A 7,470-nucleotide genomic window follows, 5' to 3' on the forward strand; every position below is an offset into this window, starting at 1 on the left:
CTGTAGGGCATGCATGTCGCCGCGAACAGGGGTGACCGTGGCACCGGCCGCGGTGGGCCCCGCCGCGGCGCACTGCACGAAGTCGAGATCGTGGGCGAGGCCCTAGAGATCATCGGGGCGGACGGGGTGGAGGGCCTCACCATGCGCCGCCTGTCCGACAACCTGGGCGTCGCCGTCGGCGCGACGTACAAGCACGTGCCGACGAAGGAACATCTTCTGCGTCTGGTCACGCTCGAGCTCTACACCCGGGTCGGCTCGTGCGAGCCGACCGGCGCGGACTGGCGCCGGGGCATCCGGTCGTTCCTGCTGCGCTTCCGCGAGGTCGTCGGCGCCTACCCGGGGATGGCGACCCACATCTCCGCGCACGTCGCCGACCCGATGCCGCATCGGCTCTACACATCCCTGAACGGGACGCTGCGGGGCGTCGGCTTCTCCCCGGCCGGCGCGGACCGGGTGGTGCGGGTCCTGTTCTTCTACACCTCCGGGGCCATGCTGGCGCCGCTGACGCTGGACGAGCACGCGGATGCCGAGTTCGCCGCCGGGCTCGACCTGGTGCTCGACGGCGCCCACCGGTCCCTCGAACGCGACCGCGCTGCCCCCGACCAAACCACCACCGACCGAACCGCTCCCATCTAGCTGACGGCCGGGCGTTCGTCGCGCGGGAACGCCTGTTGGAAGGCCTCGGCGACGCGGAGGACCAGGTCCTCGCGGCCGTGCCAGGCCGCGATCTGCAGCCCGACGGGCAGGCCGTCGACGAAGCCGCACGGCACCGTCACCGCGGGGAACCCCAGCCAGTTGAAAATCATCGTGTGGCTGCAGTACACCGGGGCGAAGCTCCCACCCGGGAAGGTCGGGCCGTCGACGGTCCAGGCGCGCTCCCACTCCTCGACGCCGGCGGCGATCCGCTGCGCGGTGACCGACAGGATGACGTCGTGTCGCCGGAACAGGCGCTGGAAACGTTCCCAGTTGCGCGCCCGCGACTGCGCCTGCTCGCGGTAGAGCACCGGGTCCAGTGCCGGCAGCGGGGCCGGGTTGGTGCCGACCATGACCTCGTAGACGGAGGGCTCCATCGTCCAGCGCACGGTGCCCCGCTCGGCGCGGTCCTCCCAGACCTCGTCGGTCGGGTCGACCACGGCGCCGAGGGCGGCGAGGCTGTGCGCGGCCACCCGGGCGACGTCGATGATCCGCGCGCTGTCGGCGGTGGCGTAGGTCGCGGCGAAGCCGAAGTCCTCGGTCCACGCCATCGACATCCCCTCGACGCCCCGATCGAGAGCCTCGACCGGATCGGGGGTGTCGTCCTGCAGGCACACGTAGTCCCGCCCGTCGCCGCCGCTCATCGCGCGGGTGAACAGTGCCGCGTCGCGGACGTACCGGGCCAGCGGGCCGTAACTGGCGGTGAGCAGCATCGTCGGCTTGTCGTAGTTGACGTGGGGGATGAGCCCGCGCGAGGTGTGCAGACCCACCACCCCGGAGTAGGCGGCCGGCAGCCGGGTCGAGCCTCCGCCGTCCGAGCCGATGGTCACCGGCAGCAGCCGGGCCGCGGCGGCCGCCGGAGCTCGACCAGCCGGGGACGCGCGTGGTGTCCCACGGGCTGAGCGCCTCGGCGTCCCAGTTGAACGGGCTGAACACGCCGGGCCGGTCCCGGGCGAGCGTCAGGTCGGCGCCGGCGCCCATCATCGTGTTCGTGCCGATGATGATCGCCCCGGCCCGGCGCAGGCGCTCGACGCAGATGTCGTCGAAGGTCGACACCACATCCGTGCCCGGCTGGACGTAGTGCAGCCCCTCGACCCGGATGTGCGACTTCACCGACGTCGGGATCCCATGCAGCGGCCCGAGGACGTCGCCGCCGGCCACCGCCCGGTCGGCGCGCCGGGCCTGCTCGCGGGCACCGGCGTGGTCGACCTCTTCGAAGGCGCGCAGGGTCGGGTTGAACTCCTCGATGCGGCCCAGGAAGTGCTCGGTGACCTCCACGCAGGACACCTCGCGCTTGCCGATCAGTTCCCGGATGCGCCACGCCGGAAGCCAGGTGAGTTCCTCGCTCATGCCGATCGTCTCCTCGTGCCCTGACGGGTGTCGTGCCGTGACGGGGGTCGTGCCGGATTGGGTCAGGCGGTGCCGTGGGCCGGTTCGGGGGTCTCCTCCCGCACGGCGTCCCCGGCGTCCCCGGCGTCCCCGGCGTCCCCGGCGTCCCCGGCGTCCCCGGCGTCGTCCGGCCCAGGTCGCATGCCGTCGCCCGGTCCGTCCGGGGCAGGTTGCGCGCCGTCGGCGCGGAAACGGGCGGTGCCCAGATAGGCGTCGACGACGGCCGGCGTACCGCTGATCTCGGCCGGCGTGCCCGCGCCGATCAGCACCCCGAAGTCGAGCGCGTAGACGCGGTCGCAGGTGCGCAGCACCACGTCGACGTTGTGCTCGACGAGGAAGACGGCCATCCCGCGTTCGTCCGCGAGCCGGCGCAGCACCGCGCCGAGCTCACGGGTCTGCGCGTCGCCGAGCCCGGCCGCCGGCTCGTCGAGCAGCAGGACGCTGTGGCCGCCCGCCACGGCGCGGGCCACCGCGAGCATCCGCCGGTGGGCGTAGCCGAGGTCCTGGACCGGCGTGTCGAGGAACGGCGCGAGTCCGAAGTCGGCGACCGCGGCCCAGCCGGCGGGGGTGAGCCGGCTGCGGTCCGGGACGACCAGGTTGGTGACGTAGGCGAGGCTGTCCCGGCGGTCGCAGGCGCTCTGCAGGTTCTCCAGGACGGTGAGGTCCTCGAACAGTTCCAGTGACTGGAACGACCGGCCGAGCCCCGCGCGCGCCCGCCGTTCGCGGCTCCAGCCGTCGATGCGCGTCTCGCCGAGATGCACCTCGCCACCGGCCAGGGTGGTGAAACCGGTGATCGTCGTGCTCTTGCCGGCGCCGTTCGGTCCGATCAGACCCACGATCTCGCCGGGACGCACGCACAGGCTCAGCTCGCGCAACGCGACGACGCCACCGAAGCGCACCGACACCCGGCGCAGCTCCAGCGCGAGCGGCGGGACGCGATGCTGCTCCTGGCTCACCGCGCGCCCTGCCCCCCCGACCTCGGACGTCGCGGACTCGAACGTCGCGGACTCGGACGCGGGGGTGGTCGCCCGCCGCGCGCGTGGCTGGAACCCGGAGAGCCGCCGGGGAAGGCGGTCGGCCACCAGCGCACGCAACCGGTCGTCGGCGCGACGGCGCAGGAACACCAGGCCGTCGGGCGCGGAGGTCAGCATGAACAGCAACCCGACCCCGCTCGCCAGCGCCAGGTAGAGCGCCACCTTCGCACCGAGGAAACTGAAGATCTGCTGGCCGAGGGTCCCCGGGGCGAACGAGCTGCCCACCAGCGGCCCCGTGGTGGCCCCGACGCCGCCGAGGACCGCGTTCTGCAGGGCCGTCACCGACTGCAGGCCCGCGAAGGCGCCGAAGCTCGGCACGGGATCGTGGAACGCGAGCAGGATGCCGCCGAACGAGGCGATCATTGCGCCCAGGACGAAGGCGTAGAGCTTCGCGCCGACCACGGAGATGCCGAGTGCCGCGGCGGCGCGCTCGTTGGTCCGCACCGCGATGAGCCGCCGCCCGGCGCGGGACCGGCGCAGGTTGACGATCGCCAGGGCGACGATGACGAGGACGACGAGCACGAGGCTCGCGTACCGCTTCGGGAAGGTCAACGCGTCGACCGCCAGCCCGAACACGCGGATGCCGCCGACGTGGTAACCCTCCACCCCGCCGGTGTAGCGGGGGTTGCCGAACACGACGGCCTCCAGCGAGATCGCCAGTCCCAGGGTGAGGATCGCGAGGTGGACCCCACGGATGCGCAGCCCGCCGAGGCCCACCACGATCCCTACCGGCACGACGGTGAGGACGCCGGCGAGGGCTGCGAGCCAGAACGGCCAGCCGTGGTCGGCCACCAGCCAGGCCGTCATCAGCGCCCCGACTCCGGCGAAGCCGATCTGGACCAGGGAGACCTGACCGGCGTAGCCCGTGACCACCACGAAGGACATCAGGATGATCGCAACGATCATCTGCAGGCCGAACGCGTTGACCCACTCGGCGGGCAGCAGCCACCAGATGCACGCGACCGCCGCGAGCACCGCGACTCCCGTCGCGAGCCGGTGGGGACGGCCGGCGCCCAGCCGCGGCATCCGGCCGAAGCTGTCGCCCTTCCCGGCGGTCGTCCGCCCGCGGGCGAGCAGCACCACCGCGACGAGGACGAACGGGATGGCGGTGGCCAGACCGGGTGCGGTGACATACCGCGTCACCTCGGACTGCCCGATCCCGATCACCAGGCCCGCGGCGAGGGTGATCGGGAAGGACGCGAACCGTCCCACCACCGCCGCGGCCAGCACCGGGATGACGAGGTAGGTGAGGTTCGCGGGCCCCAGTCCGGTGATCGGCGCCAGCAGGATCGCCGCGAGCGCGCCGAGGGCCGCGCCGATCGCCCAGTTCGCCGCCCCGATGAGATCCGGCGAGACGCCCAGGGCCGCGGCCGACCGGGAGTTCTCCGCCACCGCGCTGGTCGCCACGGCGAACCTGGTGAACCGGTAGACGGCCCACAGCGCGGCGGTGAGCACCACGACGATGGCGAGGATGTAGAGGCGATCCCGCCCGATCTGTGCCCCGAAGACGCTGACCGGCTCGATCGGCAGCATCGACGGGATCACCTTCGGCAGGTCCCCGTAGCGCAGCACGGCCACCGACTGCAGGACCACCAGCAGGGCGAGGGTCGCCACGATCCGGGCGAGGCCGGACGCCCTCCGCATCCGGCGCAGCACCAGCAGGTGGAACAGGGCACCGAGCACGGCGGCGGCGAGCAGCCCGAGGACCACCGAGAGCGCATCGGGCAGGTCGCCCCCGCGGCCCTCGAAGTACACGTAGGCGCCCACCATGCCCATCGCGCCCTGGGCGAAGTTGACCACGCCTGACCCGCGGTGGACCAGGACGAGTCCGACGGCGGCCAGCGCGTACAGCGCGCCGGCACCCACGCCGAGCGCGGCGAATCTGAATACCTCGGTCATCTCGATCCCCCGTGGATCACTTGGTTCACAGGATGGGGGCGATGTCGTAGAAGTCGCCCTTGCGAACCGCCTTGCCCCCGGAGATCTCGTAGTTGACCCCGTAGTGGTTGAACACTCGGCGGAACGACGGGTTGTCCAGCGGCTGCGAGGTCCAGGGCGGGACGACGCCCGCGAGGTCGACGCCGCGCAGGCCGTTCAGCGCGGCGGTGAGGGAGACGGGCGTGACCTCGCCGGAGGTGCTGCGCAGCGCGGACCCGACGAGCCGCGCGGCGATCCACGCGACGACGGCCTGCTCGGTGAGCTTGGTCTTGGAGTCGACGGCCCGCGCGTCCGCCTGCACCTGCCCGATCCCGCCGGCGGCGGTGTCATGGGTGTTGAGCTGGCTGTCGACGACGATGAGGCCGTTGGCGAGACTGCCCAGCGAGCTGAGGAGGTCCTCGTTGAAGACCGCCGATCGTGAGCGTGCGGCCGCTCTGGCGCAGGGCGGTGAGCGCCTGCGCCGCCCCGCTCGGGACCAGGCTGACCGCCACGCACGTGGCGCCGGCGCCGGTCAGCTTGGCGACCGCGGGCGACAGGTCCGCCGCGTTGGCCGCGACCGGGGCTCGCGCGACCTCCTTGCCGCCTCGGGACTCGAATCCTCGCTTGATGTAGTCGATGAGGAAGTCCGAGCCGTCGAGGTAGACGATGCCGAGCCGGGTGCAGCCCGTGTTGGCCAGGCCCACCCCGAGGGAGACGTAGAGCGCGAACGACGAGCTGACCGGGAAGGAGTTGGGGCTCGTGTCGTCGCTGACCCCGACCATCGGGATGCCGGCCTTGGTCAGCGCCGTCTGGTCCTGGGCCGTGACGAAGCCCTGGATCACGCCGGCGACCTTCTCGGTGATCGCCTGCCGGGCGCAGATCTGATAGCCGCCGGACGTTCCCTTCGCGTCACAGGTCTCGATCCGCACGTTGGGAAAACCACGGAGCACCCCACGCGCCACCGGAACGACCTCCGGCACCTTGAAGGGAATGGTGCTGGTCAGGTCGCCGATCACCATAATCTTGGCGCTGACGTTCGACGTAATGGCCGGCGGCGCGCTCGGCGAGCCGCCCTTGCTGTCATTCGACGAAGATCCTCCGTATGCCGCCAGCACTAGTGCCAGGCATAATCCGACGATAATCGCCGACGTTCGCGAATTCCTGCTCCCGACCATGTGCTCCCCACGGGTCCCGAACCTTACCAGAAAAGGTGTGAGCTGTTTCATACCGGGGCTACAGCCTGCTGTCTACCAGCTTGTATCCCGGTCCGCAAGTATTGATTGAGCGCCTCGTAAGCATTCCTGACGCGGGCAGCAGAAGGAGTAAGAGGGTCGGCGTCTCGATCCGCTCCAGATATTCCACGGATCGATTTCTCGGCGGCATTCTGCGCCGTCGGGCGAAGACCGGCGGGGAGCGGCCGGGGGCGGTCAGCCGCCGGGGGCGAGGGCGACGAGTTCGCCGCCGGTGCGGATGGCCTCTCGGCCGTCGATCACCTTGAGCGTCTCCTCCGACGAGCCCCTGGCGGTGATCACGACGGCCAGCCACTCGTCGTTCTCCGCTCTCAGGCGGTCGAGGTCGCCGAGAAACTCTGGCTCGATGTAGTCGCGGTAGGCCTGCGGCGGGGCTCCGGTGTGACCGTCTGCGGAGACGAGGACCAATCGCTGTCCCATGCGACTCACCTCATAGTTCAAGTCCGCTCACCCCGCCCTGACCGCACCGCGGTGTCAACGGCGTTCACCTCACTAAAGTGCCAGGCCCGCCGTCGAATGAGAGGATCAGCCGGTCGCCAGCTCGGCGTTCGACAGGTAGGTCCGCTCGATCTCGCCGATGCGGCCGCGCAGCTCACGGGCCTCGCCCTCCAGCACCACCCGCCCGTGGCTGAGCACATACGCGCGGTCCGCGACCTCGAGGGCGTCCCGGACGTGCTGTTCGACCAGGAGCACCGCCCCACCCCGGTCCGCGGCCGCGCGCACGGCCAGCAGCAGGCGTTCGAGGACCAGGGGCGCGAGCCCGAGCGAGAGCTCGTCGGCGAGCAGTACCCGGGGGTCGGCCGCGAGCGCGCGCGCCAGGGTGAGCATCTGCTGCTCGCCACCGGAGAGCAGGCCCGCCCGCCGCGGCAGCAGCGGCGCCAGCTCCGGGAACAGCTCCAGGCACCGCTCACGATCGCCCCCGCCCAGACGCAGGTTGTCGGCGACGGACAGCTCCATGAACACCGACCGTTCCTCGGTGATGTAACGCAACCCGCCGCGGGCGCGACGCTGCAGCGGCGCGGTCGTGCGGCGCCCGTCGAACAGCACCTCGCCGCGCAGGGGCCGCAGCTCCCCCGCCAGGGCCCGGACCGTGGTCGTCTTGCCCGCACCGTTGACCCCGAGCAGCGCCACGACCTCCCCGGGCCGCAGGACCAGATTCAGGTCGTGCACGACGGGGGTGGGCCCGG

The 7,470-nt window shown here is 71.8% G+C and carries 8 protein-coding genes and 1 pseudogene; 2 read left to right on the plus strand and 7 right to left on the minus strand.

All coding sequences use genetic code 11. The features are described from left to right. The first annotated feature begins 90 nt into the window (after window positions 1-90). The gene (locus G6R25_RS19290) at window positions 91-636 is read left to right on the plus strand and encodes a TetR/AcrR family transcriptional regulator (RefSeq protein ID WP_235826543.1); all 546 of its coding nucleotides are present in this window, start codon (window positions 91-93) and stop codon (window positions 634-636) included. Here the strand turns inward: G6R25_RS19290 and G6R25_RS27880 are convergent. Then, entirely contained in the window at window positions 633-1,337 is a 705-nt protein-coding gene (locus G6R25_RS27880) for an amidase family protein (protein WP_419469383.1), read from the minus strand. The two genes, G6R25_RS19290 and G6R25_RS27880, sit on opposite strands and share 4 nt — an antisense overlap. Window positions 1,338-1,343: 6 nt before the next feature. Further along, window positions 1,344-1,941: pseudogene (locus G6R25_RS30845) on the minus strand (amidase family protein); the annotation flags it as partial. On the opposite strand from G6R25_RS30845, the gene G6R25_RS27895 reads away from it, so the two are divergent. Next, window positions 1,822-2,067, plus strand: a complete 246-nt coding sequence (locus G6R25_RS27895; protein WP_235949109.1) for a hypothetical protein — start codon at window positions 1,822-1,824, stop codon at window positions 2,065-2,067. The pseudogene G6R25_RS30845 and the gene G6R25_RS27895 sit on opposite strands and share 120 nt — an antisense overlap. Window positions 2,068-2,105: 38 nt before the next feature. On the opposite strand, the gene G6R25_RS19300 is transcribed toward G6R25_RS27895, so the two are convergent. The 5 genes from G6R25_RS19300 to G6R25_RS19315 all read right to left on the minus strand — a co-directional run. Further along, entirely contained in the window at window positions 2,106-5,015 is a 2,910-nt protein-coding gene (locus G6R25_RS19300) for an ABC transporter permease subunit (protein WP_163554088.1), read from the minus strand. Window positions 5,016-5,040: 25 nt separating this feature from the next. After that, the gene (locus G6R25_RS27900) at window positions 5,041-5,355 is read right to left on the minus strand and encodes a hypothetical protein (protein ID WP_235949112.1); all 315 of its coding nucleotides are present in this window, start codon (window positions 5,353-5,355) and stop codon (window positions 5,041-5,043) included. Between the two features lie 25 nt (window positions 5,356-5,380). Then, complete coding sequence (locus tag G6R25_RS19305; RefSeq protein WP_235949114.1) at window positions 5,381-6,052, minus strand: ABC transporter substrate-binding protein; 672 nt, start codon at window positions 6,050-6,052, stop codon at window positions 5,381-5,383. Window positions 6,053-6,460: 408 nt separating this feature from the next. Continuing rightward, the gene (locus G6R25_RS19310) at window positions 6,461-6,703 is read right to left on the minus strand and encodes a hypothetical protein (RefSeq protein WP_235949116.1); all 243 of its coding nucleotides are present in this window, start codon (window positions 6,701-6,703) and stop codon (window positions 6,461-6,463) included. A 105-nt stretch (window positions 6,704-6,808) separates the two neighbouring features. After that, window positions 6,809-7,470 (minus strand): ABC transporter ATP-binding protein (locus G6R25_RS19315; RefSeq protein ID WP_163554089.1); only part of this gene is annotated, 662 nt, incomplete at its 5' end.

Origin of the sequence: Candidatus Frankia alpina (assembly GCF_902806485.1) — a bacterium.
Taxonomy (GTDB): domain Bacteria; phylum Actinomycetota; class Actinomycetes; order Frankiales; family Frankiaceae; genus Frankia; species Frankia alpina.

Coding starts and splice junctions, on each gene's coding strand:
- G6R25_RS27880 (WP_419469383.1), bottom strand. CDS start 1,337: ATGAGCGGCGGCGACGGGCGGGACTACGTGTGCCTGCAGGACGACACC.
- G6R25_RS27895 (WP_235949109.1), top strand. CDS start 1,822: ATGCAGCGGCCCGAGGACGTCGCCGCCGGCCACCGCCCGGTCGGCGCG.
- G6R25_RS19300 (WP_163554088.1), bottom strand. CDS start 5,015: ATGACCGAGGTATTCAGATTCGCCGCGCTCGGCGTGGGTGCCGGCGCG.
- G6R25_RS19305 (WP_235949114.1), bottom strand. CDS start 6,052: ATGGTGATCGGCGACCTGACCAGCACCATTCCCTTCAAGGTGCCGGAG.
- G6R25_RS19310 (WP_235949116.1), bottom strand. CDS start 6,703: ATGGGACAGCGATTGGTCCTCGTCTCCGCAGACGGTCACACCGGAGCC.